Origin of the sequence: Prosthecobacter sp. (assembly GCF_044222565.1) — a bacterium.
Classification (GTDB): domain Bacteria; phylum Verrucomicrobiota; class Verrucomicrobiia; order Verrucomicrobiales; family Verrucomicrobiaceae; genus Prosthecobacter.
On the sequence record NZ_JBGANA010000006.1, the window covers coordinates 340,124 to 364,957 of the forward strand.

General features: G+C 59.5%; 28 protein-coding genes. 19 read left to right on the forward strand and 9 right to left on the reverse strand.

What is annotated here, in order from left to right; translation table 11 throughout:
• The first annotated feature begins 16 nt into the window (after positions 1 to 16).
• The 9 genes from ACILSR_RS11525 (at position 17) to ACILSR_RS11565 (ending at position 8,404) form a co-directional block, all read left to right on the forward strand.
• The gene (locus ACILSR_RS11525; protein ID WP_395749918.1) at positions 17 to 763 is read left to right on the forward strand and encodes an MlaE family ABC transporter permease; all 747 of its coding nucleotides are present in this window, start codon (positions 17 to 19) and stop codon (positions 761 to 763) included.
• On the forward strand, positions 763 to 1,626 hold the full coding sequence (locus ACILSR_RS11530; protein ID WP_395749919.1) for an ABC transporter ATP-binding protein: 864 nt from the start codon (positions 763 to 765) through the stop codon (positions 1,624 to 1,626). Before ACILSR_RS11525 ends, ACILSR_RS11530 begins: the two co-directional genes overlap by 1 nt.
• Complete coding sequence (locus tag ACILSR_RS11535; protein ID WP_395749920.1) at positions 1,623 to 2,834, forward strand: MlaD family protein; 1,212 nt, start codon at positions 1,623 to 1,625, stop codon at positions 2,832 to 2,834. Before ACILSR_RS11530 ends, ACILSR_RS11535 begins: the two co-directional genes overlap by 4 nt.
• Entirely contained in the window at positions 2,827 to 4,488 is a 1,662-nt protein-coding gene (locus ACILSR_RS11540) for a SpoIIE family protein phosphatase (RefSeq protein ID WP_395749921.1), read from the forward strand. Before ACILSR_RS11535 ends, ACILSR_RS11540 begins: the two co-directional genes overlap by 8 nt.
• Before the next feature lie 76 nt (positions 4,489 to 4,564).
• Positions 4,565 to 5,014 carry a DUF3592 domain-containing protein gene (locus ACILSR_RS11545; protein WP_395749922.1) on the forward strand — a complete coding sequence of 150 codons (450 nt, stop codon included), beginning with the start codon at positions 4,565 to 4,567 and terminating at the stop codon, positions 5,012 to 5,014.
• A 122-nt stretch (positions 5,015 to 5,136) separates the two neighbouring features.
• Positions 5,137 to 5,841, forward strand: coding sequence for a lysophospholipid acyltransferase family protein (locus ACILSR_RS11550; RefSeq protein WP_395749923.1), 705 nt, complete (start codon positions 5,137 to 5,139; stop codon positions 5,839 to 5,841).
• Between the two features lie 72 nt (positions 5,842 to 5,913).
• Positions 5,914 to 6,456, forward strand: coding sequence for a hypothetical protein (locus tag ACILSR_RS11555; protein ID WP_395749924.1), 543 nt, complete (start codon positions 5,914 to 5,916; stop codon positions 6,454 to 6,456).
• A gap of 8 nt (positions 6,457 to 6,464) precedes the next feature.
• Positions 6,465 to 7,037 carry a pseudouridine synthase gene (locus tag ACILSR_RS11560; protein WP_395749925.1) on the forward strand — a complete coding sequence of 191 codons (573 nt, stop codon included), beginning with the start codon at positions 6,465 to 6,467 and terminating at the stop codon, positions 7,035 to 7,037.
• A 143-nt stretch (positions 7,038 to 7,180) separates the two neighbouring features.
• Entirely contained in the window at positions 7,181 to 8,404 is a 1,224-nt protein-coding gene (locus tag ACILSR_RS11565) for an aspartate kinase (protein WP_395749926.1), read from the forward strand.
• Positions 8,405 to 8,963: 559 nt separating this feature from the next.
• Here the strand turns inward: ACILSR_RS11565 and rpsF are convergent.
• Genes rpsF through ACILSR_RS11585 form a run of 4 tightly spaced genes read right to left on the reverse strand, consistent with a single transcriptional unit; the run spans position 8,964 to position 11,613 of the window.
• Complete coding sequence (gene rpsF / locus ACILSR_RS11570) at positions 8,964 to 9,254, reverse strand: 30S ribosomal protein S6 (RefSeq protein WP_395749927.1); 291 nt, start codon at positions 9,252 to 9,254, stop codon at positions 8,964 to 8,966.
• Between the two features lie 23 nt (positions 9,255 to 9,277).
• Positions 9,278 to 9,859 (reverse strand): aminoacyl-tRNA hydrolase, encoded by a 582-nt coding sequence (gene pth / locus ACILSR_RS11575; RefSeq protein ID WP_395749928.1) that lies wholly within the window; start codon positions 9,857 to 9,859, stop codon positions 9,278 to 9,280.
• Positions 9,860 to 9,916: 57 nt separating this feature from the next.
• A complete protein-coding gene (locus ACILSR_RS11580; protein ID WP_395749929.1) occupies positions 9,917 to 10,615 on the reverse strand; it encodes a 50S ribosomal protein L25 in 699 nt (232 codons plus the stop codon).
• A gap of 59 nt (positions 10,616 to 10,674) precedes the next feature.
• Positions 10,675 to 11,613, reverse strand: coding sequence for a ribose-phosphate diphosphokinase (locus ACILSR_RS11585; RefSeq protein WP_395749930.1), 939 nt, complete (start codon positions 11,611 to 11,613; stop codon positions 10,675 to 10,677).
• A 135-nt stretch (positions 11,614 to 11,748) separates the two neighbouring features.
• Here ACILSR_RS11585 and ACILSR_RS11590 point away from each other — a divergent pair, with 135 nt between their 5' ends.
• The 6 genes from ACILSR_RS11590 (at position 11,749) to ACILSR_RS11615 (ending at position 16,722) form a co-directional block, all read left to right on the forward strand.
• Entirely contained in the window at positions 11,749 to 13,542 is a 1,794-nt protein-coding gene (locus ACILSR_RS11590; RefSeq protein ID WP_395749931.1) for a serine/threonine protein kinase, read from the forward strand.
• Between the two features lie 147 nt (positions 13,543 to 13,689).
• Positions 13,690 to 14,019 (forward strand): quaternary ammonium compound efflux SMR transporter SugE, encoded by a 330-nt coding sequence (sugE, locus tag ACILSR_RS11595; RefSeq protein ID WP_395749932.1) that lies wholly within the window; start codon positions 13,690 to 13,692, stop codon positions 14,017 to 14,019.
• A gap of 76 nt (positions 14,020 to 14,095) precedes the next feature.
• On the forward strand, positions 14,096 to 14,752 hold the full coding sequence (locus tag ACILSR_RS11600) for an ATP-dependent Clp protease proteolytic subunit (RefSeq protein ID WP_395749933.1): 657 nt from the start codon (positions 14,096 to 14,098) through the stop codon (positions 14,750 to 14,752).
• 399 nt (positions 14,753 to 15,151) lie between these two features.
• On the forward strand, positions 15,152 to 16,066 hold the full coding sequence (locus ACILSR_RS11605; RefSeq protein ID WP_395749934.1) for a sugar phosphate isomerase/epimerase family protein: 915 nt from the start codon (positions 15,152 to 15,154) through the stop codon (positions 16,064 to 16,066).
• Positions 16,067 to 16,090: 24 nt separating this feature from the next.
• A complete protein-coding gene (locus ACILSR_RS11610; protein ID WP_395749972.1) occupies positions 16,091 to 16,543 on the forward strand; it encodes a hypothetical protein in 453 nt (150 codons plus the stop codon).
• Positions 16,438 to 16,722: a DUF6882 domain-containing protein gene (locus ACILSR_RS11615; protein WP_395749935.1), complete on the forward strand. Its 285-nt coding sequence runs from the start codon at positions 16,438 to 16,440 to the stop codon at positions 16,720 to 16,722. The genes ACILSR_RS11610 and ACILSR_RS11615 overlap by 106 nt, the downstream gene beginning before the upstream one ends.
• Here the strand turns inward: ACILSR_RS11615 and ACILSR_RS11620 are convergent.
• The gene (locus ACILSR_RS11620; protein WP_395749936.1) at positions 16,685 to 17,230 is read right to left on the reverse strand and encodes a DUF6702 family protein; all 546 of its coding nucleotides are present in this window, start codon (positions 17,228 to 17,230) and stop codon (positions 16,685 to 16,687) included. The genes ACILSR_RS11615 and ACILSR_RS11620 overlap by 38 nt on opposite strands.
• A gap of 314 nt (positions 17,231 to 17,544) precedes the next feature.
• On the opposite strand from ACILSR_RS11620, the gene ACILSR_RS11625 reads away from it, so the two are divergent.
• Complete coding sequence (locus ACILSR_RS11625; protein WP_395749937.1) at positions 17,545 to 17,853, forward strand: hypothetical protein; 309 nt, start codon at positions 17,545 to 17,547, stop codon at positions 17,851 to 17,853.
• 14 nt (positions 17,854 to 17,867) lie between these two features.
• Here the strand turns inward: ACILSR_RS11625 and ACILSR_RS11630 are convergent, their stop codons facing one another.
• Positions 17,868 to 18,089 (reverse strand): hypothetical protein, encoded by a 222-nt coding sequence (locus tag ACILSR_RS11630; RefSeq protein WP_395749938.1) that lies wholly within the window; start codon positions 18,087 to 18,089, stop codon positions 17,868 to 17,870.
• A 106-nt stretch (positions 18,090 to 18,195) separates the two neighbouring features.
• On the opposite strand from ACILSR_RS11630, the gene ACILSR_RS11635 reads away from it, so the two are divergent.
• Positions 18,196 to 18,603 carry a hypothetical protein gene (locus ACILSR_RS11635; RefSeq protein ID WP_395749939.1) on the forward strand — a complete coding sequence of 136 codons (408 nt, stop codon included), beginning with the start codon at positions 18,196 to 18,198 and terminating at the stop codon, positions 18,601 to 18,603.
• Between the two features lie 12 nt (positions 18,604 to 18,615).
• A complete protein-coding gene (locus ACILSR_RS11640) occupies positions 18,616 to 20,589 on the forward strand; it encodes a hypothetical protein (RefSeq protein WP_395749940.1) in 1,974 nt (657 codons plus the stop codon).
• 55 nt (positions 20,590 to 20,644) lie between these two features.
• Here the strand turns inward: ACILSR_RS11640 and ACILSR_RS11645 are convergent, their stop codons facing one another.
• The 3 genes from ACILSR_RS11645 to ACILSR_RS11655 form a co-directional block, all read right to left on the reverse strand.
• Positions 20,645 to 21,382, reverse strand: coding sequence for an amino acid ABC transporter ATP-binding protein (locus ACILSR_RS11645; RefSeq protein ID WP_395749941.1), 738 nt, complete (start codon positions 21,380 to 21,382; stop codon positions 20,645 to 20,647).
• Positions 21,372 to 22,139, reverse strand: coding sequence for an amino acid ABC transporter permease (locus ACILSR_RS11650; RefSeq protein WP_395749942.1), 768 nt, complete (start codon positions 22,137 to 22,139; stop codon positions 21,372 to 21,374). The genes ACILSR_RS11645 and ACILSR_RS11650 overlap by 11 nt, the downstream gene beginning before the upstream one ends.
• An 87-nt stretch (positions 22,140 to 22,226) precedes the next feature.
• On the reverse strand, positions 22,227 to 22,940 hold the full coding sequence (locus ACILSR_RS11655; protein WP_395749943.1) for an N-acetylmuramoyl-L-alanine amidase: 714 nt from the start codon (positions 22,938 to 22,940) through the stop codon (positions 22,227 to 22,229).
• 106 nt (positions 22,941 to 23,046) lie between these two features.
• Between ACILSR_RS11655 and ACILSR_RS11660 the strand changes: the two genes are divergently transcribed.
• The gene (locus tag ACILSR_RS11660; RefSeq protein WP_395749944.1) at positions 23,047 to 24,375 is read left to right on the forward strand and encodes a LysM peptidoglycan-binding domain-containing protein; all 1,329 of its coding nucleotides are present in this window, start codon (positions 23,047 to 23,049) and stop codon (positions 24,373 to 24,375) included.
• Positions 24,376 to 24,834: the final 459 nt, after the last annotated feature.

Consider the following 24,834-nt stretch of genomic DNA (forward strand, 5'->3'; position numbering starts at 1 on the left):
ACGCCACCCTCCGCCGATGACCGAAGCATTCCGCCAATACTTCGAGCTGTGCGGAAATTTGCTCTACTGGCTCTTCATCGCTCCGTTTCGCGGCCGTGGCTGGCGCATGGCGCATATCTTTGCTCAAATTGTCCGCATTGGGGTGCACGCCGTCCCGATGTCGGCACTCACCGCTCTCACCATCGGCGTCGTTCTGGCCATGCAGTCTGCTGCACAGCTCGCCAAGCTCGGCGCTGAGGTGTACGTGCCAGGCCTCGTTTCCTCCAGCCTCATTCGCGAGCTCGCACCGCTCGTCACTGCTGTCATCGTCATCGGGCGCAGCGGCTCTGCCGTCACGGCGGAGCTAGGCACGATGAAGGTCTCGGAGGAGATCGAGGCGCTCGAAGTCATGGCCATTCCCCCCATGTCCTGGCTCATCGTGCCGCGCTTTCTCGCCATGGTCATCATGCTGCCGCTGCTTACCGTCTTCAGCATCTATGTCGGCCTGGCAGGCGGCTGGCTCATCGGCCATTTCTCGCTCCACATGTCCACCGCCTTCTTCGTCAATCATGCCCTGCACTATGTTTCTCTGCGGGACATCGGCATCAGCATGTTGAAAAGCGGCGTCTTCGGCATGCTCATCGTCACCATCGCCTGCAGCATTGGGTTGAACGTATCTGGCGGTGCCGAAGGCGTCGGCCTCGCCACCACCCGCTCCGTTGTCACCTCCCTGCTCTGCGTCTTCATCGCCAACGCCCTCCTCACAGCACTCTTTTTCTTTTGATGTCATCTGCCTCTCCAGATTCAGCCGCTGGCGAACCGATCATCGAGGTCGATTCCCTCGTGCGTCATTTTGGTCGGCAGAAGGTCCTCAATGGCGTCAGCTTCAAAGTCTATCCCGGAGACACCTTCATCATCATGGGTGGCAGCGGCTGTGGCAAGAGCACCCTTCTTCGCCATCTCATCGGCACCGAAAAACCCACCTCCGGCAGCATCAAGATCTTCGGCGAGGAGATCACCACCATGAATGCGGATGCCCTGCGCAGGCTCCGCGGCCGCTACGGCATGCTCTTTCAGTCCGGCGCGCTGCTTCAATCTCTCACCATCGCGGAAAACGTCGCGCTCCCCTTGACCGAACACACCGCGCTCGAGACCGGAATAATCGATACTGTCGTCAAAATGAAGCTTGAGCAGGTCGGCCTCACGGGCCACGGCCACAAAAAGCCCTCCGAGATCAGCGGCGGCATGAAAAAGCGCGCAGCTCTCGCACGCGCCATGGCTCTCGATCCCCCGCTCATCTTCAGCGATGAACCCACCGCCGGCCTCGATCCCATCATGACCGCTGTTGTCGATGAGCTCACGCAGCGCCTCACGCGCCAGATCGGCGCCACCGTGGTCGTCGTCACCCACGACATGAACAGCGTCTTCCGCATCGGCACCCGCATCATCATGCTCGGCACCGGCCACCATCAGGGCAAAGTTATCGCCTCTGGGACACCCGCTGAAATCCGCGCCAGTGCCAATCCCGCCGTTCAGCAGTTCATCAATGGCGATCCCCAGGGAGATGGCGGCGATGACTCTGGCGAAATGCTTTACCGCGAAACGCTGCTCGGCCTCGCTGACACTCCATCATCCCCACAGTCATGAAAAACAAGCAAGATGCCACCGTGGCGACTCTCGTCATCCTTTGCTCCCTCATGCTGCTCGGGGCTCTGATATTCGCCGTAGCTGGCAATCCCTGGCACAAACCCCATCTGCGCTTCTCCGTGGACTTCGCGGACGTCACCGGCATTCACCGCAATACGGACGTGCTCTTCGCTGGCGACAGAATCGGCATGGTTGATCGCATCGAGCACCTCGCCCCGGCGGACCGCATCATCGAGAGCAGCACCGTTCGTGTGCATGTCCATGTCTTTTCCCCCGCCCCCATTCCTGCACGGTTGAAGGTCATCATTAGCGCCGCCTCCATGCTGGGGGAAAAACACATTGCCCTCATTCGCGTGGACGATGAGGAAGGCCTGCTGGCCGATGGCGCAAAGCTCACCTCCACCAGCCTCGGCAGCCTTCTCGAAATGATGCTGCCCGGCGGCGACGCCATCTTTGCCAACATCCGCGATATCACCGCCGACCTCAAAAAAATCACCTCCCCTCTCGGCGAGGGAGATGCTTCCAGAAAAATCACCGACTCTCTCGCCAACATCGAAGCCTTCACTCAGGAGCTGAAAACCACATTCACAGGAGATGGCAAAACACCCGGCTTTGGTCAGAAGCTCAATGCCGTCGCCGACAAGCTTGAAGACTCCGCATCCGGCATCCAGGAACTCATCAAAGGTCCCAAAGGTGCCGCGGACAAAGGCCTCGCCAATCGTGCCGACGCCATTTTCGCCAACCTCGAAAGCTTTTCCAAAGAGCTCAATCTCACCATTGCCGGCACCCCCGACGGCAAGCCCGGCTTGAAAGCGCGCATCGAGGAAATCACCACCGATCTTCACCGCATTCTGGCAGGCGGCGAGAGTGCCTCCGGTCCCGGTCTTGAAAAGCATCTAGACTCCACCATGCGCAAAATCAACACCCTCGCCGAAGAGATGAATGCCCTCATCGTCTGGGGCGAGTACATCACCGGCACCCTCGCCGGCAAGCCCAGCCGCCTCATCTTTGGCAACAAGCCCAACGACGTCCCCACCAAGGAGCAGATCATCGAGCATTTGCGCAATAACCGTACGCCCTACCCCGTGCGTATCAAAGAACTCGAATCGACTTCCAAACCCTCTGCCCCCACTCCGACGCCCCCCGAAAGCGCCCCACCCGAAGAAAAGAAGAAAGGCATTCTCGAAATCTTCAAACGCCGTGAGTAATTCCCAGCCCATCACCTCCCGTCAGAATATTCTGCTCGAAGTCGCACGCCGTCTCAGCAGCACCCACGATCTGGTCGAACTCGTCGATCACATCCTGCAGCAATCACGTGAGGTGATGGACTGTGAAGTCTGCTCCATCCTCCTTCCTGAGGGCCCCAGCGAAGACCTCCTCATCCGGTCCACCCTCGATCCCATCAATGCGATGGAGGTCCGCGTGCCCAAAGGCAAGGGCATTGCCGGTGATGTGTACTTTACCAAAAAGGCCGTCAATATTGAGGATGCACTCAGTGATCCCCGCCATTTCCGGCCCGCCTCTGATAAGTCAGATCTCGTCACTCGCGCCATGGTCACAATCCCCCTGCTCGATGGGGATCGCTGCCTGGGCGTGATGCAGGCCATCAATCCCAACCACGGTGCAGCCTTCACCCCACAGGATGTGGAGCTGTTTGAGACCTTTGGCAGCCTCATTGCCGTGACTCTGATGCGCCTTGAATCACAAAAGAAGGCTATTTTGGAGGCTGAAAACCGTCAGCAGCTCTCCCTCGCCACGGAAATTCAAAACTCCTTCCTTCCCGCGTCGCAGGTGACTCTTGGCAATGTGGCAGTGGACACCTTTTACGAGCCCGCCAGTGAGGTCGGTGGCGACTTTTATTTCTGGCACCAGATCGACGATGGAAAAATCCTCCTCGGTGTCGGCGATGTCTGCGGCAAGGGCTTGCCCGCTGCGCTCGACATGGCGCGCGGCACCACGCTCATCGCCTCCACCGCGCATTTGTGCGTCTCCATGAATCTCGCCGAATGGATGGCCACGCTCAACAAACGCCTCTGCGGCGTCATGAAGGCAGGCCGCTTCATTGCCATCAATGCCATGCTCGTCTGCCCAAAAACGCGCCGCGTGTGGCTCTGCTGCGCCGGTCTTCCCGCCGCGCAGGTGTACGACGGCACCACTTGGAAAGAGGTCGCAGCACCCGGCAATGCCCCCCTCGGCATCTCGTGTGCCGCGCGCTACGAGCAGGCGGCGCTCCCCTTCAGCACCGGACGCCAGTGGATGCTCTACACCGATGGCATTCTCGAAGTCCAAAACAGTTCGGGAGAATATTTCGAGGACAAGTCCCTCTCTGCGGTCATGCAGCACACAGGTGAGGGTTTCCTCAACCATCTCGTCACCCAGTGGCGGGCCTTCGCCAGGGGCGCGACTTACCAGGACGATGCCACCGTGCTGATGATTTCGGACCATTCCACCGCCCCCGCCGCCGAGATAGCCCTCACCTGTCATCCGGACACGCTGCGTCTTGTGCGCGAGTTCATCGAGTCTTGGTCCGCCTATCACGGGCTCAGCGACGAGATCACCGGACTCCTCATCCTTGGCTGCGATGAGGTCATGAGCAACATCTGCAAATACGCCTACTGCTCCTCCAGCACCGAGCGCCCCGCCACCTGCCGCATCACATCAGATCCGGTTTCGGTTCACATTTTCATCGAGCACTATGGCGTTGGCATCACCAACGAGGACTTCCAAAAACTTCTCACGCCCCCTACCATCGAGAAGCGGATCGGCGGCCTTGGTCTCCACGTCATCAGCGAGATTTTTGACCGGGTGGATTTCCGTCGTGAAGAAGGCCGCTCCGTCATCGAATTGGTTAAGTCTATCTAACTTATCGGTCCGGTATTATTCGTATTGACCCCTGTACCTCCTTTAGATAAAACGGCGGCGTAATTCCACAAAACACATGGAAACGCCTACCAAAATCAAAATCGTTGCCGCCATCGGCATCCTTGCCGGTCCCTTCCTTGCTTATAACGGTCATCAGGAAAAGGAGCGCCTCGCAAGGCTGGAAAAAGACGGCATCACCGTGGAGGGTCTTCTTGGAGACGGTGAATCACGCCGCAGCGGCAAGCGCTCCCGCAGCTACACTTTTGATGCCGTCTTCACACCCCAGGGGGCCAGCACTCCGGTGAAGAAAAGCTACAAGGTGTCTTCCTCCTTCTTCTCTTCCCATACTAACGAAACAACCGTCACCAATCCGCAGATCCAGGTCCGCTACCTCCCTGACAATCCTCACGACAGCGCCGTCATCGTCGGAGGATCCACGGATGACGCCGCGCTCTTTCCTGTCGGCATCGGGGCCTTCGCCCTCGGTCTGTGCACTCTCGGCGTCATGACGCTGCGAAAAAGCTAGGCTGAATCCATGACCTGAAATCACCGCAGGCGGGAGGCATCTCCCGCCTTTTTCGTGCCTCGGCACTGCATCCCTCGCCTTGACCACGCTTCAGAACACCGCCATGCGTGAATCATTCGCTCATGGCCAAAATCCGCATCAAATCCGCCGGTAAAATCCTCGCATGGTTCATGCGTGCCATCGCCTCAACCGTGCGCTGGAAAATACGTGATGATGCCGGCGTCTTCGATGCCAACCGGCTCGGCTGCATCTGGGGCTTCTGGCACAACCGCATGTTCCTCTTCCCCTGGACCCACCAGGAATGGTTTCCCAACATCGACGGCACCATTCTCACCAGCCCCAGCGGCGATGGCCAGATCATTGCGGATTTGTGTGCAAGCTTCGGCATCGAGGCCGCTCGCGGTTCCAGTTCAAAGCCCGAGAAAGGCATGAGCGCCCTGATCACCCTCGCGGAAAAAGCGCGCAAAGGCCACGAGATCGGCATCACCCCAGACGGCCCCCGCGGCCCTGTTTATCGAGTGCAGCCCGGCATCATCAAGCTGGCCCAGCTCACCGGCGTGCCCATCATCCCCGCCCACATGCACTACAGCCACGCGCTGCATTTCAAAACCTGGGACAAATTCATGCTGCCCCTGCCCTTCTCCACCATCACTCTCGTGCTGGATCCTCCGCTCTACATCCCCCGCCGAATGACCGAGGACGAGTTTGAGCAAAAGCGCCTGGCCTTGGAGAGTGCCATGCTTCGAGGCAACGATCCCGAATACCTCCAACAGCGTCTCAGCGCACCCGTCTCCGCCACCCCGAAGGCACCTCTCCCCTCACGTTGAGCTGCATTAGAACATGCATCTCGTTTTGGAACCACCCTTGAATATCTCCGCCGCTCTCGCTAGCCTCGCGATATGGATACGCTCTCCGTTCGCTGCAACCACTGCGGGGCTCCTTTGCAAGTCGCCGATAAGACTCGCTTCGTCACCTGCCAGTTCTGCCACAGCAGCCTGGAGGTGAAGCGCACCGATAGCTCGATCTTCACCGAGGAAGTCGCCAAAATTGCCGAGAACACCGGCAAAATGGCCGACAGCCTCGAAGTCCTCACCATTCAAAATGAGATCGAGCGCCTCGACCGCGAGAATGCGCAGGCGCTCGCCGAGTCCCATGTCACAAAAGTGGCGCCTGGAGCCGGACTCGCGGGAGGCTGCATCGGCGTTATCATCCTTCTCATGTTCACGTCCTTTGGCGTGTTTTTTGCCGTCTCCTCCTCGAACATGGGCGCCCCCGCTATTTTTCCTCTTTTTGGCGGCGGGTTTGCCCTTATTGGAATCATTTCGCTCTTCGCCATGATTTCCAAAGCCGCCTCGGGCGCTTCCGACAAACCCAAACGCAGCAGCTACGAAACCCAGCGCGAGGACCTTTTGAAAAAGCTCGCGTCTTATTCGGACAAGTAATGGCCCGCATGCTCATCGCATTTCACAAGCCCTTCGACGTCCTCTCCCAGTTCACCCAGGAGCATCCTTCTCACCGCACCCTCGCCGAGTTCGGCTTCCCTCCGGACGTTTACGCCATCGGCCGCCTTGACCGCGATTCCGAAGGCCTCCTGCTTCTCAGCGATGAAGCCCGTTGGAACGACCGCCTCCTCAATCCCCGCCACGCCCACCCCCGCACCTATCACGCTCAGGTCGATGGCACCATCACCGAAGAAGCCCTGAAAAAGCTCCGTTCCGGCATTGACCTCAAAGACTTCCGCTCCCTTCCCTGCAAAGCTCAGCGCCTTGACCCCGAGCCTGTCTATCCCCCGCGCGATCCCCCTGTCCGCTTCCGAAAAAATATTCCCACCTCCTGGCTGGCCCTCACCCTCACCGAAGGCAAAAACCGCCAGGTCCGGCGCATGACCGCCGCTGTGGGCCACCCCACCCTCCGCCTCGTCCGCGTCAGCATCGGCGGCCTCAATCTCCCCGATCTAGCCCTCAAACCCGGCAAGTGGCGCGAATTGACCGCCACGGAACAACAGCGGGTCCTCGGCGCTTAATCGCCCTCAGCCCCTCTGGAAACAACCGCAAACCATCGCCAACAACAGCAAACAACTGCCAACTCCCCTCCCTGCTCCCCAAATCCCCCTTGCGCACCCGCGCCACCATGCCATTTTCCGCGCCCTTTTCCCCCAACCCCAGCATGGCCCTCATCGTCCAGAAATACGGCGGCACCTCCGTCGGCAATCCCGAGCGAATCCGCAATTGCGCACGCCGCATTCTGGAAACCCAGCGCGCAGGCAACCAAGTCGTCGCCGTCGTCTCCGCCATGTCGGGCGTCACGGACAATCTGATCCGCCTTGCCAAGGAAGTTTCCCCTGAGCGTGAGCCCATCGAGCGGGAAATGGACGTCCTCCTCGCCACCGGAGAGCAGACCACCATCGCCCTTACCGCCATGGCCATCAATGCCCTCGGTGGCAAGGCCGTCTCCCTTACTGGCGCTCAGGCAGGCATCTCCACCGACCGCGTGCACACGAAAGCCCGCATCGTCAATATCACCCCGGACGCGGTGAAAAAGATGCTCGATGAAGGCAACATCGTCATGCTCGCCGGCTTCCAGGGCGAAACCGCCAGCGGCGAAATCACCACCCTCGGCCGCGGCGGCAGCGACCTCACCGCCATCGCCATGGCCGCCGCCATCAAGGCAGACCTCTGCCAGATCTACACCGATGTGGACGGCGTGTACACCTGCGACCCGCGCGTTGTGAAGACCGCGCAAAAAATCCCCGAGATCAGTTACGAAGAGATGCTCGAAATGGCCTCCTCCGGCTCCAAGGTGATGCAGAGCCGCAGCGTCGAGTTTGCCAACAAATTTGGTGTGCGCTTTGAAGTGCGCAACAGCATGAACAACAACCCCGGTACCATCGTGAAAGAAGAATCCCCCGGCATGGAATCTGTCGTCGTCCGCGGCGTCAGCCTCGAGCGCAATCAGGCCAAGGTCACCATCGACGACGTCGCCGACCGCCCCGGCATCAGCGCCGCCATCTTCGGCGCCATCGCCTCCGCCAACATCACGATCGACATGATCGTGCAAAACGTCAGTTTCGACGGTATCACCGACATCTCCTTCACCCTCAGCGGCGCAGACCTCGCCAAGGCCGAGACCGCCCTCAAGGCCGTCCTCCCCACCCTCGGTGAGAAAGCCCAGCTTCGCACCCAGGGCAGCATCGCCAAGGTCAGCGTCGTCGGCATCGGCATGCGCAGCCACAGCGGCGTCGCCGCCAAGATGTTCAAGGCCCTCGCAGACGCAAAGATCAACATCCAGATGATCTCCACCAGCGAGATCAAGACCGCCGTCATCGTCGAAGAAGCCGAAGTCGAAAACGCCGCCCGCGTGGTGCATACGGCTTTTGGGCTGGATGCTTGAGAAAAGAGGTGCTGTCACTCCGACAGCAAAACAGCCCAGTTCGCATCTCCTCAAGTGAACTTGAGCGGGACCATCCTGTTCAGCAATGAGTGAGGAACACAATCCTTATCAACCACCGCAGTCGTCTGTCGCTACCGCACAAGAGCCGAGGCAGCGCACTCCCTTGGCAGGCTGTGTACGTGGCTCATTCGGATGTGGGTGTCTGATCCCATTTGGGTTGTTTGTAATCACCCTGATGTTCCGTAACGATGCCGGAATGGTGCAGGTTTGGGTCCTTCTTGTGATCATGGGCACGCTCGTCGGAGGTGTTCTCGGCTCCATCATCCGCCCTCGCAGAAAGGAATCGAGATAGTTTTTGCACCAAAACCGCAATGAATTGCGGGCTAGATCAATCGATTTCACGCCGCCAGTGAAGCTGGCACGCTCTTCAGATTGTCGGGCACTCGTGCCTTCTCTCACCAAGGGCTTAGCCACCGTCTCCCCCACCCAAAAAAACGCAAAACCCCGGTCCGCGCTCTCGCACGAAACCGGGGTGATGAAAAAACACCGACGCGTCAGACTACGCGCTGCGCTTCAGGTAATACTGCTGGTACACGTTTTCGTTCAGCTTCAGCTTCGAGCGCAGGCTGTCCAGAGCGGCAGGCTCGCCATTGAACTGGATGTTGATGAAGTGGCCGCCTTCCACGTGACGTGGGTTAAAGGGGAACTTGCGTTTGCCCATGTTGTCGATCTGCTCAAGCTTCAGACCGGCCTTTTCCATGTCCTTGCTGATCGTGCTGACCAGGGATTCAACGGTTTCTTCTTTGCCTTTGGTGTCGAGCACGATGAGTGCCTCGTATTTGCGGTTCATAGGTGTGTATTTTCGGGGGTTAATTAAGATTCGGGTTGTCGGTTGAAGACATTCATGGCCGCTTCCAGGCCGCGATCAACTGCGGAAAGCACCGCATCTGCAGCTCGCTGGATCACGATCTGCAGTTCAGTCTGCTCTTCGGCGCGAAATTTTCCGAGCACATGGCCTACCATGCGTTCTCCGGCAGGCCGTCCACCCTCTGGCGAGATGCCCACTTTCAGGCGTGGAAACTCCTGCGTGCCAAACGTTGCAATCAGCGAGCGAATGCCGTTGTGTCCGGCGGCTGAGCCATTGGTGCGGAAACGCAGACGGCCCAGCGTCAGATCCACGTCGTCGTAAACCACCAGCGTCTGCTCCGGCGTGGTCTTGTAGAAATGCCCCACTGCTTGCACGGAGCGACCGCTTTCGTTCATAAACGTCAGCGGCTTCAGCAGATATCCGCCGGCAAATTTTGCCACCAGACCGGTCCACCGCTTTTCCTCTCGAAAAGCGGCTCCCATTCGTCTTGCGATTTCGTCCAGCACCATAAATCCGATGTTGTGGCGTGTGTCTCGGTAGTTTTCGCCGGGATTGCCGAGGCCGACAATGAGGCGCGGCGCACTCACGCCGCTGCTCTTTGTGTCCGCGCCAGAAGCCACATCGTGGAATAGGTGCGGGGGTGATTACTTCTTGGCGGCTGGCTTCGCAGCAGCGGCACCGGCGGCAGGCTTGGCACCAGCGGCGGCGGCAGGAGCAGCGGCGGCGGGTTTGGCGCCTGCGGCAGGAGCGGCGGCGGCTGCAGCGGCAGGCTCGGGTTCGGCCTCCACTTTGGGCTCTTCGCACATCACGATCACCACATCGCCACCCAGGCGGCAGGTGACACCTGCGGGGAATGTGATTTCGCTGACGTGGATGCCCTGGCCCAGCTCAAGTGCAGAAACGTCGATCTGGATGCTCTCAGGCAGGTCCTTCGGCAGGCAGCGCACTTCGATTTCGTGGTGGATGGCTTCCACCATGCCGCCATGCTTCTGGCCCTTGGCTTCACCCACGGTGATCACCGGCACGTTGGCATGAATTTCTTCATCGGCTGCCACAGCGTGGAAATCGATGTGCAGGATGCCGCCGCGCAGATAGTCGTGCTGCACTTCCTGGACGAGCGCCAGCTGCTCTTCACCAGCGATCTTCAGAGAGACCAGAATGTTGTCCGAGGCGCTGCCTTCGAGGAGCTTCGAGAAAGTCTTGCCATGCACCTGGATGCTGGATGGCTTCACTTTGCGACCATAGAGGGCGGCTGGAATGTTGCCTGCCTTGCGCATGCGTTTGACGGCGCCGGTACCGGATTGGGTGCGGACTTCTGCCTGGAGATCGAGAATTTTAGCCATGGTCGGGGTTCCTCAGTGAGGAGATTAAGTTTTGGAAAAAGGGCGCGGAGAATACACGCCTAACCCCTCGTGTCAAACAGGGATGTGACAGACTCATTCCCGTGAATGCGGGCGATGGCCTGCGCCAGCAGGGGAGAAATGTCCAAAGCAGTCACTTTATCCCCCGTCGCCTGGGGGGTGGAATTCGTCGCCAGAAGCTCGACAATCGGTGATTTGGCGATCCGATTCCGTCCTTTTTCCCCCAGCACCGCGTGGGAGACTCCCGCATAGATCGTCTTTGCTCCGTGCTTCAGCAGCAGGTCGGCCGCCGCCGTCAGCGTCCCAGCGGTTTCGGTCAGGTCATCCACCAGCAAAACATTTTTTCCAGCCACGTCCCCGATCACGCTGTGCGCCTCCACTTCCTCCGCGCTCACACGATTTTTCGCCACAATTGCCATCGGCGCACCCAGCGCCTTCGCAAAGGCATGCGTCATTTTGATGCCGCCCACGTCCGGAGACACCACCACCAGGTCCTTGATCTCTCGCTCACGGATCGTCTTCATCAAAACGGGGGCCGCGTACAAATGGTCCACGGGAATGTCAAAGAACCCCTGAATCTGTCCGGCGTGCAGGTCCACGGTCAGCACCCGGTTTACCCCGGCCGCCACCAGCAGGTTCGCCACGAGCTTCGCGGTGATCGGCACCCGCGGCCGGTCCTTGCGGTCCTGCCGTGCGTAGCCAAAAAAGGGCAGCACTGCGGTGATGCGGGCGGCGCTCGCACGGCGCACGGCATCCACCATGATCAGCAGCTCCATCAGGTTTTGATTCGTCGGCGGGCAGGTCGGCTGCACAATAAAGACGTCCCCCCCGCGGATGTTCTCATGGATCTGCACAAAAGTCTCGCCGTCTGGGAAAGTGGTCAGCTCGGCGGCGCACAGCGCGATGTTCAGGTTCTTGGCGATCGACTGCGCCAGAGTCGGGTGGGCTGAGCCGCTTAAAATCTTCAAACTTTCATTCATGGGGCGCGGAGTTAGGCGAGTCTGTCACAGAAATCAACCTGTCGCGTCATTCCGCCGCTCATTGCTGGTTCTTCGTGACAACTTCTCCCATGTCTGGAGGTTATCCTGCTTTCAAGCCAGCCCCCCTCCCCTGCCATGAGCGAGTTCTCCAGTTCCGCCCCTCCGCCGAAGACCACCGGCGGCGGCTGGCGCTGGGAGCCTCCGCTGCCGGAGGAACTGCAGGAGCTCCTGCCGCAGTATGAAATTCACACCCTGGTCGGTCGTGGCGGCATGGGCGCCGTGTACAAAGGCATTCAGCTCAGCCTTGACCGCGCGGTCGCCATCAAACTGCTTCCGCCCGCCATTGAGCAGCAGGACACGGCTTTCGCCGAACGCTTCAGAAACGAAGCCCGCCTCATGGGCCGAATGAATCACCCCGCCATCGTCAGCGTTTATGATTTTGGCCGCACTTCGGATGGCCAGCTTTATTTCGTCATGGAGTACGTCGATGGCACTGACGTCCAGCGCATGATCGCCCGTGAGGGCAAGCTCCCTCCCGATCACGCCCTCGCCATCACCGCCCATTTGTGTGACGCCCTCGGCTATGCCCACAAGCAGGGCATCATCCATCGCGACATCAAACCTTCCAATGTCCTCATCGACATCGAAGGCCGGGTCAAAGTGGCCGACTTCGGCCTTGCAAAACTGGCCGATAAAAGCCGCAGCACTGGCATCACCCAGACCGGCATGGCCATGGGCACGCCTGACTACGTCGCCCCGGAGACGCTCACCTTCGGCGCGGATGTCGATGGCCGCGCGGACATCTATGCCGTCGGCGTCATGCTCTATCAGATGCTCACCGGAGACATCCCGCGCGGCATGTTTCGCATGCCTTCGCAAAAATTTCAGAGCATTGATCCACGCTTTGATGCCATTGTCCGCCGCGCCTTGGAGCATGACCGCGAGGAACGCTACCAGAGCAGCCATGAACTGCGCCTCGATCTTGATGTGATCCTCACCACGCCGCGCGCGCAACCCGCTCCGCAGTCTGGCGGGTCATCGCCCCCTCCGCCTGCGAAGACACCCGGTCGCACAGTGGTGCCATCCTCTCGCAGTCCGGGCTCTTCCACCCAGCAGCGCACGATCCCGCGGCACGAGCCGTATGAGCCACCTGAGCCACAGAAGCCCGCCCCCTCTTCGACGATGCCCTACGTCATCGCCGCCCTGCTCGTTCTCGGGATTGGCGGCTGGTTCATCGCCAGCAGCGAAAATTCCGCCACAACGGAAACATCCGAGTCCTCCGTGCCTGCCACGCCTTCGGCTCCCATCTCTCCAAAGGTCAGCCCGGCCAGACCTTCAACGCCGCCACCCGCAGCCCCCTCACCCAAAAGCAGCAGCGGCCGCAAGAGCACAACCTCCACAGCGCCTCCATCGGCGCCCCCCATGCCGGGCGTTCCTGCCACTCCTGGCGAATCCTTCGCCAGTCGTCTGGTCAAGCTGGAGTCTCAATTTCAATCCGCTTTTGAAAGGGAGGTAAACTCCCCCTACACCGAACAGGTGACCACTCTGGACGCGGGTTACGCCGCAGCCTTGGACCGCTCTCTTCAGGAAGCCACCAAAGCCGGGCGTCTTGATGAAAGCATCGCCCTGCGTGAGGAAAAACAGCGCTTCGCCACCCACAAGTTCATGCCTTCGATCGACCCGGCGAATTTGCATAAGAGCGTGGTGACCTTGCGGAATTCCTATCGCACTGCCGAAAAAAAATTCGCGCAGAAAAAGGACACGGACTCGCTTCCTCTCTATGACCGCTTCATCGGCCTTCTTGGTACGCTGGAAAAGGAAGCTCTCGCTCAAGGCAGTTCCGCCGATGCCGCCGCAGTCCGCACCAAACTGGAAGACGTCACCAACCGCCGCAACCACCGTGCAGCCAAAGCATCGGGCGGGCCGTAATGATCTTGCGGCATGGATGCCGGCCGGCAGGCTCGGGCATCCTGCAGCTCGCATTTGCAATTCTCTATCCGGAGCGGAAACCGCGCTCCTTCAGGTCTCATAGGGATTGCGTTGTTAGATCAATTCAGCGTTACTGCCGCCCACCTCATGCCCTGGTTCCATCTCATCATCGCCGGACTTCTTGAAGTCGCGTGGGCCATCGGCTTGAAACAGACCGACGGCTGGACGCGCCTCTGGCCCAGCGTCATCACCGTGGCGCTCATGATCGCCAGCTTTTTCTTCCTTTCGCTCGCACTTCGCACCCTGCCTTTAGGTACCGCCTACGCCATCTGGACCGGCATCGGCGCCGTCGGCACCGCCCTCGTCGGCATCTTCATCTTTGATGAACCCCGCACCGCCGCCCGGCTCATCTGCATCCTCCTCATCGTCTCCGGCGTTATCGGTCTAAAACTCGCCTCCACCACCTCCCCTTCATAATTTCATAATTCATCCTTCATCATTCATCCTTTTTCCCTTCATTGACAATCCTCCCCCCCACCTCTTCATTCATCCTATGACCCCCAGCCAATACTCCGATTTTCCCACCTCCATCGCCCCTCAAAACAGCTACATGGTCCCCACCGTCATCGAATCCGAAGGCCGTGGCGAGCGCGCTTACGACATCTATTCCCGCCTCCTGAAGGACCGCATCATCTTCCTCGGTGGCGAAGTGAATGACACGATGGCCTCCATCATCATCGCCCAGCTTCTGTTCCTCCAGATGCAGGACCCGAAAAAGGACATCAACATCTACGTCAACAGCCCCGGCGGCAGCGTCACCGCCGGCCTCGCCATCTATGACACCATGCAGTTCCTCACCTGCGATGTCTGCACCTACAGCATCGGCCTCGTCGCCTCCATGGGCGCCGTCCTCCTCGCCGCAGGCACCAAAGGCAAGCGCTACGCCCTGCCAAACTCCGACATCATGATCCATCAGGTCTCCGGTGGCGCGCGCGGCACTGCCAGCGATGTCGAGCGTACTGTTGAATACATGTTCGGCCTCAAGAAGCGCCTCAACCGCATCCTCGCCCACCACACCGGCAAGTCTGTCGAACAAATCGAACGCGACGCCGATCGCGACAACTACATGTCCGCCGCCCAGGCCGCCGAATACGGCCTCGTGGACAAAGTCCTCGAAGGCAAAAAGGACATTCCCTCCGACTCCAAATAACCAGATCCCTTTCAAAAGGGCGGGACTCAACCTCCCGCCCTTTTTTGTGCCCATAAGCCATTCCCTTTTAAGCACAGCATTGAGCCTCGCCCACAACATCCTGCGGCCTCAAAGCAAAATCCCCTCTCCCCATCGATAGTATGACATTGCCCAAGACGTCTTTGGGGAGAGGCTGGGTGAGGGGCCACATACTGATCGCAGGAAGGTCATCGCAAGCCCAGCGCCTTCTCGCCTGGTCTGCCCTCAGAAATCAGCAATCCTTACTCATCAATCGTCAATGACGCACTCCCATGGCACACATAAGCTCAGAAGATTAGCGCCCCCCTCCAGCATCCACCATCCCCTCTGAAAACAACGGCAATCCATCGCAAACCACCGCCAACAATCGCAAACTCCCCCATGAAATTCGGCTTCGTCACTGCCATCCTCCCCGAACTCACCTTCGACAACGTCCTCAACTTCGCCCGTCACGAAGGCTTCTCCACCGTTGAGGTCATGTGCTGGCCCGTTGGCAAGGCCGAGCGCAAATACGCCGGCGTCACCCACATCGACGTCACCACCCTCACCAAAACCAAGGCCCAGGAAATCCTCGGCCACTGCCAGGATCAAGGCGTCAGCATCAGCGCCCTCGGCTACTACCCGAACATGCTCGACCCCGATCCCGCCGTCTCCCGCCCCGCCGTCTCCCACTTCAAAAAAGTCATCGCAGCCGCACCCAAGCTCGGCGTCAATCTCGTTACCGGCTTCGTCGGCCGTGACTGGACCAAAACCGTCGATGAAAACTGGCCCCGCTTCCTCAAGACCTGGCAGCCCATCATCAAATTCGCCGAAGACCACGGCGTCAAAATCGGCATCGAAAACTGCCCCATGTCATTCACCCGCGACGAGTGGCCTGCCGGCAAAAACCTCATGACCACCCCCGCCATCTGGCGCCGTGCCTTCAACGACATCGACTCCGATTCCTTCGGTCTCAACTACGACCCCTCCCACTTCATCCTCCAGGACATGGATCCCCTCAGCCCCCTCGCCGAGTTCAAATCCAAGCTCTTCCACGTCCACGCCAAAGACGTCAAAATCAACCGAGCCGCCCTCAACGAAGTCGGCCGTTTTGACTTCCCCCTCCAGTGGCACCAGCCCCGCATCCCCGGCTACGGCGACATCAACTGGCCCTCCTTCATGGCCGAACTCATGCGCATCGGCTACACCGGCCCCCTCTGCATCGAAGTCGAAGACGACACCTTCGGCAAAACCCTCGAAGGCCGCATGCAAGCCATCAAAGTCGCCCGCAACATCCTCGCACCCTACTTTGGCTGACATTAGATCAAGCCCTTCACATGCTTGAAAACTAAAATGAATATGACCGCAATCCTTTCTATTGCCGTCGTGTTGGTCGTGCTGGCGGTTCTCTGGCTAAACCGTCCCGTTCAAGTTTCAGATGCTTCGATGGATGCGTTTAATGCACCGATGCCAAGTGAAGCTAACATCGCCGGAATCCATGCAGAGCACCGCGCTCAGGATGAAAAAATGACCCATGAACAGATCATGGAAAGAGCGCTCAATGATCTTCAGGTAAAAACCTCCGTCCATGCGAGCGTTTGGAAACTGGGAGAGGAGGAACGCTGGGATTGGGATGGCGACAAAGCCACTTTGATTTTCACCTTTAAAGGCGCACTCGCGCTCAATTGGTGGGCTCCTATGTCTATTCGCGCAGATCCTGGCTATGGGCGTGGGCCAATAAGACGATACCAGAAGACTCAAAGTCAGATGCTAAGATTGTCCTTGCTCACATGACCAAACGTCGTGTTGCCGGCTTCGATCATGAAGAGCTTTTTGTCGATGAGCAGGATGCCTGGGCCTTCGCATCGCTTGCCTGCTATCTGACGAACGCTGAAGGTGCCTATGGCGGCGGAGAAGGTGACATGCGCGCCTTTTTCACTTTCCATGACGTAGAGATCCTCCCGCGTCGGTAGCATCGATCTTCTTGGATTCATCTCCACGTTTAAACTGCATCTCCACCTTTGTGGACAGAATCATCAGATTCAGCAAATTAATCTGGTCCTCGAACAAGTCGCAAAACACCGCGTCCCTCACCGCCGCCCCCTCCACGCCCCCCGGCACCTCCACCTCAAAAAACAGCACCACCGCCGGATCCCCACTCTTCTCACTCTCCTTCTCCATCTCCCTTCCCACCCACCGGATCTTGCCCGCCCTCCCCGCCGCATCCGTCACCACAAAGGTCTTCGCCAGATACGCCTGAATCTGCGCATCAAATTCCGCCGCCGGCGTTTGATCGATCTTCATCTCCCTCTCGCTCTGTCTTACCAGCGCCAGTTGCAGATCACTCACAAAGACCGTCAGGCTTACTTCAAGCCTCTTGGTTTCAGCATTGTATTCCGCCTCTGCCGTGGAGGTGTGCACCGCGTGCGCATGCAGGGGAACACCCGCCAGAAAGTAAAAGATGAACGGCAAAAAGCGCATGCCCGCACACGTTAGGCCGCAACCTTGCCCAGGCAAGCCGCAGGCCCCTTTACGCCCTGTCTCCCCCCGCCACCCTGCACGCTAAAAAGGTGGACGCCGGCCTGCTGAAACCTTTATGGTACAATTAATTCAGTGAATTTCACCGCTCCTCCCATGTCCAGCCACCGGCATCGGCGCTTCCGTCTCTGCACAGCATCGTGCCGGACACCAAGGATCAGGCCGGGGCTGTTTTCAGACCATCATTTGGACGCCACTCTTTCTTCTCAGCCCCGCCTGCTGCAGTTCCGGTTTTCCACCTCTTCACAGACCAGACCATGAGACTCATCGTCTTCCTGCTCATCTCACTTCTTGTCATCCTCGCCCTCACCAATCCCAATGAGGCCGAGTTCCGGGCCCACATGCAGCAGAAATACGGCATCGCCGGTTCCCTGAGCCTCAAAGTCGCCTCCATCTTTTCCGCAGGCACCAGCACCGGTGTCTCGCGGGACAATTACTTCCTCTTCAGCCGTTACTACATCGGCGGGGACGGCATCCTCCCCCGCACCGATCTCGCCTGGGGCGTCGGGGGCACTTTCTTTGATATTGAGGACGACCCGGCCACCCGTCCGCATGGCAGCCGCTGAAGTCCTCGCCTGCCTCAATCCTGCTTCTTCTCCGCCTGCGCCTCTTCCTTCTTTTTCTCCGCCGGCATCTCCACCGTCACATTCAGCTCCCACGCACGAATTTGAATGGCATAAATCAGCGCCGCCACCGCCAGCACTCCCAGGATTGCCAGGTGGATAAGACATCCCGTTCGGCAGCCGATTCCTTGAAACGAATCGCGATAAGTGCGGATATTGGTTCTGGCAGACTCCCCCATGCATGGCATCCTGTGCCATCTTGGATTGGACAGCCAGCGATTGCAGACGATTTTTAGCCGCACGCTTTCACTGATCCCTCCACCCAATTCTCCCTATCCTCCTCCCATGTCACGCCGTGCCCAATCTGGAGTCCGTCCCACCCATTGGCTGGGGTTGATCGCCATCCTTGCCGTCGTCGTCGGCGGCGGTTTCGCTTTGATGAACCGGACCATCGATCCCATGAACGGCCTGACCGACCTCAGCGCCACCGAGTTCATGGAAAATGCCACTGCCCTCAGTGGCAACGAGTACAAGGTCGAAGGCGTGATTGATGACCGCCTCGACAACTGGCGTAGCACTGCCGGCCGTCTCTTCAGCCTCAAGCTCAGCGACAGCTCGGACAGCACTTTTGTCCCGGTCTGGGTCCCTCCCGAGTACAAAGGCCCCAATATTCAGCGTCAGCAGCGGTATATATTCAAGGTCCATGTCCTCGAAAATGGTGTCCTCAAAGTCCTTGGCCTCATCAAAGCGTAACCTCCCCTTCCTATGAAGCGCCTCACTCTTGTCCTTGTCGTCGCCGGACTTTCGTCAGCGAGCGCCCAGGTGCTGCCCGGCAGCACCGGTGTCGGTGCACCACCTCCCACCACCACCAACTCCAACAATAATTTCAACATGGTGCCCGGCTCCGCGGCCGACCGCCAGACTGATACCCAGACCGCGCTCGGCAACATGCCCATGGGGGACCCCGGTTCAGAAAATGTCACGTTCAATGGCAAGATCTGGAACGTGACAAACAACCGTCTCATGCGCTCCCGCTTCGAGACCTACCTTACCACCCCCGAGGCCAACGGCCCTGAAGACCAGGCTTACCGCGATCTCATGGCCATGATCATGGAGCTCCTCGCCCCCACGCACAAGCAGGCCCCTGACCCCGTCACCAAAGCCCAGGCCCGCGGTCCGGAAGTCATGAAGGCCTTTGCCCTCCTTCCAGAAGCGGGTGCCGCCAAGATCGACGGCGGTCTTTGCAATGCGGTCGCCAATGCCATCTGGGACGTCTGGACGGCCCAGAAGCGTGTTAATGAACGCAAACTCGCCAACTCGGCCATGGCAGAGCGCCGCAAGCAGCTCGAATGGAACGCGGAAATGGGTCTGAACAGCGCCCCGCTTTCAAAATCCGGCGCCACCTCCAGCAAAAGCGCGGGTCAGCAAAACGGCCAGCAGTCCCAGGAAGCCGCCACCAGCGCCGCCGTCGGCCGCACATCCGGCTACATCAAAGGCATCGCCGATATTGAAGCCCGCACCAAGCTCAACGAGACCGCCATGGGCCTCTCCGAGATCAGCAGCAAGATCCAGTTCCAGGCCCTCATCATCCAGCTCTTCATGCAGCGCCGTTTTGAGCATGCCGTCATCGCCTGCCGCTTCTACCCCAATCTCTTCCGCGATGGCGAAAGCATCCTCCAGCTCGACAAAGGCAGCGATGTCCAGAAGCTCCTCTCCAGCAGCTTCGGCGTCCCCCCCACCGTCAGCATGATCGACGGCCTCTCCCTCGAAGCCATTCGCAGCGTCGATGAATCCCTCGTCTCGTTCGAAAATCTCGTCGCCCGCCGCGATGTCGACAGCGCCAGCAATCGGCTCCTCGAAGCCTACGCCATAGGCGAATACCTTCCTCGTGTCCGCCGCCTGCCCATGACCGAAAAAACCAAGGTCCTCGACTTCGTGCGCAAGAAAAACAAGCTTCTTTCCTTCCTCGAAATGAAGGACTACGCCAGCGCCGAGACCACCGTCATGGAGCTCCGCTCCGCCTCCGACGACTTCGAATACGCCAAGCCCCTGGCCGCCATTCAGACCGCCAAAACCATGAGCAATCTTCACGTCAACAACGCCAATGCCGCCATGGGCAGCAAAGACGTCAAGACCGTCGAGGCAGAGATGAAGGCCGCCGCGGAAATCTGGCCCACCAATCCCCGAGTCACCCAGCTTAGCGAAACCATGATGCAGTCTTCGGACGTCAAGTCCAAGACCCTCATGGAGTTCGACCGCCTCATGAGCCAGCGCAACTACCGCCAGATTTTCGAAAACAAAGCCCCGTTCATCGCCGCCGTTGACGGTGACCTCGCCCGCCAGAAGCAGCTCGAAAAAGTACTCAATGACATGGGTCGTCTGGAGCTCATCGTCGGTGGTGCCAAGGAACTTGCCGCCAGCAGCCCGCCCGCCGCGTGGGAAAAGGTGGAAAAAGAGTCCAAGCTCTACCCCGACGACCCGGTCCTCAGCAAGCTCCGCGCCGACCTCGGCGTGAAAGCCAGCGAGTTTGTCACCGCCATCGAAAACGCCCGCCAGCAGGAAGAAAAGCAGCAGGTCGGCTCCTCCCTCGCCTGGTATCTCAGGGCCAAGCGCATGCACCCCATGAGCGAAATGGCCCGCGAAGGCATCAAGCGCCTCGTCGAAGTCATCAAGAATGGCGACAATCCCCCTCCCGTCACCACCGCAGCTCCCGAAACCACGTCCGCTCTGAACAACTGAGCGCTCGGCAGCGGTCATCTCGTTCCCAGATCAGAAAGCACTCCCGCTTTCTTCTTCACCGATACTTCGACAGCCCTGCCAGGTACTGCTGCGCCAGCTCCGTTTGCGGCCTCGTGAAAAAATCCGCCGCGCTGGACGACTCCTGCACCTTCCCAGCTGCCAGGAAAACCACCCAATTGGCCACCTTCCGCGCAAAACTGATCTCATGCGTGGCCAGGATGATGCTCTGCCCAGCCTCCGCCAGTTCGCGGATCACATCCAAAACCTCTCCCGTCATCACCGGATCTAGAGCCGAAGTCGGCTCGTCCAGCAGCAGCAGCCTCGGTTTTGGCGCCAGCGCTCTGGCGATCGCTGCCCGTTGTTGCTGACCACCCGAAAGCTGGCTCGGCCGTTTGTGCTCATGCCCCTTCAGGCCCAGCCGGTGCAGCAGTTCCAGCGCACGCTGTTCCGCCTGCCCCTCTCCCACTCCATGCACCTCGCGCAGCGGCAGCGTGATGTTTTGCAGAGCCGTCAGGTGTGGAAACAAATTGTAGCCTTGAAATACGAAACCGTTGCCGCGCCTCTCGTTAAGAGCGCCCTCCTCATCGTGGGGCAGCTGCCGCCCGTCGATGCTCACATGCCCTGCGTCCGGCACCAGCAGGCTGCCGAGCACACGCAAAAGCGTGGACTTTCCTCCCCCTGACGGCCCCAGCAGCGCGATCACGCTGGCCTCCTCCCCGGTGCACAAAGAGGCACCATCCAGCGCCGCGTGCGCTCCATAGCGTTTCGTCACACCATGCGTTTCAAGTCTCATACGCATACCTCCCTTCCAGCCGCCGTGCCAGGTGCGAGAGCGGCAGCGTCACGACTATGTACGCCAGCGCCAGCGGCAGGTAGCCCTCCAGCGGAGTGTAGTTCGCCGCATTCAAGATTTTGACCTTCTGCACCAGTTCCTCAATCCCGATCACCGACAGCAGCGAGGAATCCTTGATTAGCGAGACCAGCTGCCCCGTCGTTCCTGGCAGCGCGCGCCGCAGCGCCTGCGGGATGATCACAAACCGATACGTCTGCGCCTTGCTGAAGCCCACCGCACGCGCTGCCTCCAGCTGCGAGGCGCTGATGCTTTCCACCGCCCCGCGAAAAATCTCCGCCAGATACGCTCCTTCAAAACAGCCCAGCAGAATCACGCCGGTAAAGATGGGGTTATCTACGTGCAGCCTCTGAGCAATGATGTAATGGCCGATGAGCAGCTGCACGAGCAGCGGAGATCCGCGCACCAGCTCCACTACACCTCCGCAAATCATCCGCACCGGCATCCACGCGGCACGCCTGCCCAGCATGAGCAAAAATCCAAAGCCTACGCTCACGATCATCGCCACCAGAGAGAGCCCCATGGTCATCAGCCAGCCGTAGCCAAACTGCCCGCGGTACTGCCACACCCCGCTCCAGTTCCACGGATATTCCACTGCCTTAAACAGTTCGTAAAAGGCCGCCGACAAAAAAGCAAACAGCCCCACCGCATAAAGCGCGTAGCGCGTCTTCGAGACAGAACTGGCATGAGATTCAGGCAAGACGCCATGACTTACGCCACGATTCCCCTTTTTGTCCCGCCCAATTTTGAAGATCCAGAAGACAAAGACCGGCGGGCGAAGTCACCCTCAGCTCCCCTGCTCCCCACGCGCCTGCAGGAAAAGCACGACCCCGCGGGCGATCCCGTTCGCAATCTGGTCCCGGTATCCCTCCTTCTTCAGCCGCACCGATTCGCTCGCGCTCGTGATGAAGCCACACTCCACCAGCACGGCCGGACAGGCAGCTCGCGCCACCACGGCATAGTCGCGGGCCTTGATTCCGCGATTTTCCGCACGGGTCGTTCCGCAGACCAGTCTCTGCACCACCTTGGCAAACTCAGCCCCGCTCTCGTCAGCCTGCTCCTTGGCGCCTTCCGTCGGTGCCAGCAGCCGGGCGGATAGCCCCTTGTTTTCGGCAAAATACGTTTCTATCCCCTCGGCCTCGCTCCCCTCCCCATCCGTGTTGAGGTGCACGCTCACGAAGGCGTCTGCCCGGTGCGCGCCCGCCAGCGCCGCCCGTTCGTCCAGCGATAGAAAGCAGTCGCTGCTGCGGGTCATCACCACCCGCAGTCCAGCGGCCTGAAGCTCCTTTTTCAGGCGGATGGCAATGTCCAGGCTCAGATTTTTTTCAATGACCCCGTGAGACACCGCCCCGCCGTCATGCCCGCCATGTCCCGCATCCACCACGACGAGCGGAGCAGTTTCACTCCATACGGCCTCCCTCGGCAGAGGCGCAGATTCCTGCTCCTGATGCAGCCAGACCAGCGAATAGGCACTGCCACCCAAGGCCGAAAAGGCGGCCAAGGTTTGCAGACTCAGAGCGATAGATCGACAAAATTTCAAAAAATATGTTCGGAAATATAAAATATTTGATTGAATTAACAACAGGATTTTCTACAATAACCATATTATGAAGACGCCTTGTCCTGCATCACGCGTGCTGAGTTTTCTCGTGCTTTCCTTGGGAATCGCTGCTGCATCGCCACTCCTGGCACAGGGGGTGTCTCATACTTTCAACCAGCCGCCTCCTCCCGGGTATCCGGCTGCGGGCACTGGACTCAAACAGCCTTCCACCCGAGCCACCCGGCAGTCTGCCGCTGCTATTCAGGTTCCGGTGACCCAGTATCCCCCCACCTACCCACCACCCGCTGGTTACACCTACCCGCCTCCCGGTTACGGGCTGCCACCCAAAGGCGCGGCGCCTAAAACGGCTGCCACAAAGCCCGGCTCAAAAACAACCTCGGCGAAAAAATCCCCCACACCTCCGCCCGCACCGCCGCAGCCGAAAGTTTACGGTCCCACTGGCGACCTGACCAATCAGGTCACCAAATTGCGTGAGAGCGACAAGGTGCAAAACATCCGCATCGGCGAGCTTGAACGCGATGTCAGCAGCATCAAGCGAGGCGGCAAAGGCACCACCCGCTACGACGGCGGGTCCGACCTCGCCGCCCACACCACCTACATCGCCCGACCGGGGGACACCCTCTGGCGCATCGCATCCACCCACCGTGTCAGCGTCGGTGAAATCCAGCAGCTCAACCGCATGACCGAAGAGGAAGTCCGTGTGGGCCAGGCTTTGCTCATCCCCTCACCTCATCGCCTCGATCCTCCCACCACACAGGTCAACTATACACCCTCCACTCCGGGCGGCCATGCCGGCCCTGCTTCCGCCCCGGTTACCACCACCCGAGTGGTGACCTCTCCTCTCTATTACACAGTGAAAAAAGGCGACAGCCTCAAAGCGATCGCCCTCAAGCACAAGATCACCGCCGTCACGCTCGCCAGCGCTAACAAGATCAAGGACGTCAACAAAATCACCATCGGTCAGCGCCTCAAGATCCCCGGCCGCACCACCACGGTCACCGTGGCATCCAAGTCACCAGCCCCTCGTCCGGAATACCCTGACACCGTACCTCTTCCGGGCTACGGCGTCCCTGGCGCACCACCCCCGCCTGCCGCAGGCCTGGGCATGGCACCTCCACCACCCATGCAGCAGCCGCCCCCCCAGCCTGCTCCACCTCCCGCTGCTCCCAAAGGGCCTGACCTGTCCGACTCCCACCGCGGCATTCTCGCCTACCGCGTGGACCGCTCCGACACCATCGAAACCATCGCCACCCAGTTCACCACCACCCCGGATCACATCCGCGAAATGAACCGCCTTGCTCCCGGATCTGTACTCAAAGCTGGAGATGAAATCATGGTGCCAGCCATGGGCGCGGTCTCAGTGAGCAATCGCTGAAATCACGCGGTTCCACCACACACTGCGGCTCGGCCGGACAGAACGACAAGCACGCCCTTGTCATTCCTTGCTGCCGTCCGGGAAGTCTGTGAGATTCTGAACCAGACAAGCCTCCGCGTGGCTTTGATGCCGGGTGCGCAGACACTGCGCAGCTGCTGTCAGGACGCTTAGACCAGTTCTCGAAAAGATTGTCATTTTGACCGGCGAGCGCAGCGGCCCCAGTGGCAAGGCGGGAGCGCCGTCTGCTATTTGAAGATAACAGGCAAGCGACTAACGCAGCCAATGGGGCCGCTCCGCCGTGCGGGCAATGTGACAAGGTTTTTGAGAGTTGGTCTAAAACTCGCCGTCCGTCCGCCACTCACATTTCCTTCGTAGCGCAGCTACTTTGCCGTCCTCACTACTGGAAACCACTACACCTAAATTGCGGTGCTTCACCAGCATGCGTACCGTAGCGGACGA

Bases quoted from the DNA above. Each gene is read 5' to 3' on its own strand.
- ACILSR_RS11525 (WP_395749918.1), top strand. From the start codon at position 17: ATGACCGAAGCATTCCGCCAATACTTCGAGCTGTGCGGAAATTTGCTC.
- ACILSR_RS11530 (WP_395749919.1), top strand. From the start codon at position 763: ATGTCATCTGCCTCTCCAGATTCAGCCGCTGGCGAACCGATCATCGAG.
- ACILSR_RS11535 (WP_395749920.1), top strand. From the start codon at position 1,623: ATGAAAAACAAGCAAGATGCCACCGTGGCGACTCTCGTCATCCTTTGC.
- ACILSR_RS11545 (WP_395749922.1), top strand. From the start codon at position 4,565: ATGGAAACGCCTACCAAAATCAAAATCGTTGCCGCCATCGGCATCCTT.
- ACILSR_RS11550 (WP_395749923.1), top strand. From the start codon at position 5,137: ATGGCCAAAATCCGCATCAAATCCGCCGGTAAAATCCTCGCATGGTTC.
- ACILSR_RS11555 (WP_395749924.1), top strand. From the start codon at position 5,914: ATGGATACGCTCTCCGTTCGCTGCAACCACTGCGGGGCTCCTTTGCAA.
- ACILSR_RS11560 (WP_395749925.1), top strand. From the start codon at position 6,465: ATGCTCATCGCATTTCACAAGCCCTTCGACGTCCTCTCCCAGTTCACC.
- ACILSR_RS11565 (WP_395749926.1), top strand. From the start codon at position 7,181: ATGGCCCTCATCGTCCAGAAATACGGCGGCACCTCCGTCGGCAATCCC.
- rpsF (WP_395749927.1), bottom strand. From the start codon at position 9,254: ATGAACCGCAAATACGAGGCACTCATCGTGCTCGACACCAAAGGCAAA.
- ACILSR_RS11580 (WP_395749929.1), bottom strand. From the start codon at position 10,615: ATGGCTAAAATTCTCGATCTCCAGGCAGAAGTCCGCACCCAATCCGGT.
- ACILSR_RS11585 (WP_395749930.1), bottom strand. From the start codon at position 11,613: ATGAATGAAAGTTTGAAGATTTTAAGCGGCTCAGCCCACCCGACTCTG.
- ACILSR_RS11590 (WP_395749931.1), top strand. From the start codon at position 11,749: ATGAGCGAGTTCTCCAGTTCCGCCCCTCCGCCGAAGACCACCGGCGGC.
- sugE (WP_395749932.1), top strand. From the start codon at position 13,690: ATGCCCTGGTTCCATCTCATCATCGCCGGACTTCTTGAAGTCGCGTGG.
- ACILSR_RS11600 (WP_395749933.1), top strand. From the start codon at position 14,096: ATGACCCCCAGCCAATACTCCGATTTTCCCACCTCCATCGCCCCTCAA.
- ACILSR_RS11605 (WP_395749934.1), top strand. From the start codon at position 15,152: ATGAAATTCGGCTTCGTCACTGCCATCCTCCCCGAACTCACCTTCGAC.
- ACILSR_RS11620 (WP_395749936.1), bottom strand. From the start codon at position 17,230: ATGCGCTTTTTGCCGTTCATCTTTTACTTTCTGGCGGGTGTTCCCCTG.
- ACILSR_RS11625 (WP_395749937.1), top strand. From the start codon at position 17,545: ATGAGACTCATCGTCTTCCTGCTCATCTCACTTCTTGTCATCCTCGCC.
- ACILSR_RS11630 (WP_395749938.1), bottom strand. From the start codon at position 18,089: ATGGGGGAGTCTGCCAGAACCAATATCCGCACTTATCGCGATTCGTTT.
- ACILSR_RS11635 (WP_395749939.1), top strand. From the start codon at position 18,196: ATGTCACGCCGTGCCCAATCTGGAGTCCGTCCCACCCATTGGCTGGGG.
- ACILSR_RS11640 (WP_395749940.1), top strand. From the start codon at position 18,616: ATGAAGCGCCTCACTCTTGTCCTTGTCGTCGCCGGACTTTCGTCAGCG.
- ACILSR_RS11645 (WP_395749941.1), bottom strand. From the start codon at position 21,382: ATGAGACTTGAAACGCATGGTGTGACGAAACGCTATGGAGCGCACGCG.
- ACILSR_RS11660 (WP_395749944.1), top strand. From the start codon at position 23,047: ATGAAGACGCCTTGTCCTGCATCACGCGTGCTGAGTTTTCTCGTGCTT.